We start from the raw sequence: 1957 nt of genomic DNA, 5'->3' as shown, positions 1-1957 counted from the left end.
GGTACGCATTATGGTGGAAGCAGATATGGCTAAAGTAGCTGCCGACCATGCGGCACAGAAGGTGAGAACCAATCTGGCTGAATATCTGGAAAAGGGTATTGTGAAATAAAGATTCAAAGGCAGAGAGACGACGATGAAGATTTCGATTATTACGGTAACGTATAACAGTGCGGCAACACTGCGGGATACGATGGAGTCGGTATTGGCGCAGACCTATACCGATATAGAATATGTAGTGGTGGACGGACTGTCGAAAGACAATACGATGGATATTGTCCGTGAATATGAACCGCTCTTTCAGGGGAGAATGAAATATATCAGCGAAAAGGATCACGGATTGTATGAAGCGATGAACAAAGGTATCCGGATGGCAACCGGAGAGATTGTCGGCATTATTAATTCGGATGATTTTTACCATCGGAACGATATCATCCAACTGGTTGCAGATGCGATGGCTGCCCCTGAAGTACAGGCAGTCTATGGAGATGTACGTTTTGTCAATCCGGAAAATCTGGATAAGACAGTCAGATATTACTCTTCGAAAATCTTCAGACCGTCTCTTTTCCGTTTTGGCTTTATGCCGGCACATCCGACTTTCTTTACATACAGAAAATATTTTGAGCAATACGGATATTACAGGTTGGATTATAAGATTGCTGCTGACTATGAGCTGTTGGTACGCTTCCTTCACAAGTATGGGGTAAAAGCCAGATACCTGCATACGGATTTCATGAAAATGAGAACGGGAGGTGTCAGCACGGCTTCGGTAAAGAGTAACATTCTGCTGAACAAGGAAATTGTCAGGGCTTGTCGGAGTAACGGCATCTGGACTTGCTTTCCGCTGCTGATGCTGAAATATTTCATTAAAGTATTCGAATTGTTGTTTACGAAAGGATAAGTACGGATATACGAAAAGTGTAGAATTGAAGATATGAAGATATTGATTACTGGGATTCACGGTTTTGTGGGTTCCAATCTGGTGAACGCCTTGAAAAAGGAACATACACTGTATGGAGTGGATATTGTGGCACCGGTGAAAGAGGGGGTGGAGAAAACATTCAGCTGGAAGGATGTGGATGACAATGCGATTCCTCCCATGGATGCCATCATTCATCTGGCCGGGAAAGCACATGATACTAAGAACCGGGCGGCAGCACAGGTGTATTTTGATGTGAACACGGGACTGACACAGAAGATATATGATTACTTCCTGAAGTCGGAAGCAAAACGCTTTATTTTCTTCAGTTCGGTGAAGGCGGCTGCTGACAAGGTGCCCGGCGATGTGCTGACTGAAGAGGTGCTACCCGCACCGAAAGGTCCCTACGGGGAAAGCAAGATAAAGGCGGAAGAGTACATCTTGGAAAATGAAGCATTAAGAACGAAGAATGAAGAATCGGCAAGTAAACGGGTGTTTATCTTGCGGCCATGCATGATTCACGGACCGGGCAACAAAGGGAATCTGAACCTGCTGTATGGGGTGGTGAGTAAAGGAATACCCTGGCCGCTGGGAGCGTTTGAGAATAGACGAACGTTTACCAGCATCGATAACCTGTGTTTCGTAGTGGAAGGACTGCTGACAAAGAACGTACAGAGTGGAATATACCACATGGCGGATGATGAAGCGTTGTCGACCAACGAACTGATCGAGGTAATGTGTGAGGCTATGGGAAAGAAAGCTCATATCTGGAAAATAAACCGTAGCCTGATGGAAGGAGTGGCAAGCATCGGCACTACCTTGCATTTGCCGTTGAATGAGGAACGGTTGGGAAAACTGACCGAAAATTATGTGGCGAGCAATGCAAAGATAAAAAAGGCATTGGGTATAGAAAGGATGCCGGTACGGGCCAAGGATGGATTGAAAAAAACGATTTTGTCGTTTAGGAAGGATTAGGATTGAGGGTTTAGGGTTTATAGTTTAGGGTTTAGGGTTTAGGGTTTAAGGTTTAGGGTTTATGGT

The 1957-nt window shown here is 45.0% G+C and carries 2 protein-coding genes and 1 pseudogene; all 3 read left to right on the top strand.

Annotation, left to right across the window (positions count from 1 at the left end):
- Nucleotides 1-109: pseudogene (locus tag QVP67_RS13580) on the top strand (GDP-mannose 4,6-dehydratase); the annotation flags it as partial.
- A 24-nt stretch (nt 110-133) separates the two neighbouring features.
- Entirely contained in the window at nt 134-898 is a 765-nt protein-coding gene (locus QVP67_RS13575; RefSeq protein ID WP_022164105.1) for a glycosyltransferase family 2 protein, read from the top strand.
- Between the two features lie 33 nt (nt 899-931).
- Complete coding sequence (locus tag QVP67_RS13570) at nt 932-1891, top strand: NAD-dependent epimerase/dehydratase family protein (protein ID WP_022164104.1); 960 nt, start codon at nt 932-934, stop codon at nt 1889-1891.
- Nucleotides 1892-1957 lie beyond the last annotated feature (66 nt).

Origin of the sequence: Bacteroides sp. CAG:633 (assembly GCF_000435115.1) — a bacterium.
Lineage (GTDB): Bacteria > Bacteroidota > Bacteroidia > Bacteroidales > Bacteroidaceae > Bacteroides > Bacteroides ndongoniae.
The sequence above is the reverse complement of the archived record's forward strand: the minus strand, read 5'-3'. Positions and strand labels throughout refer to the sequence as shown.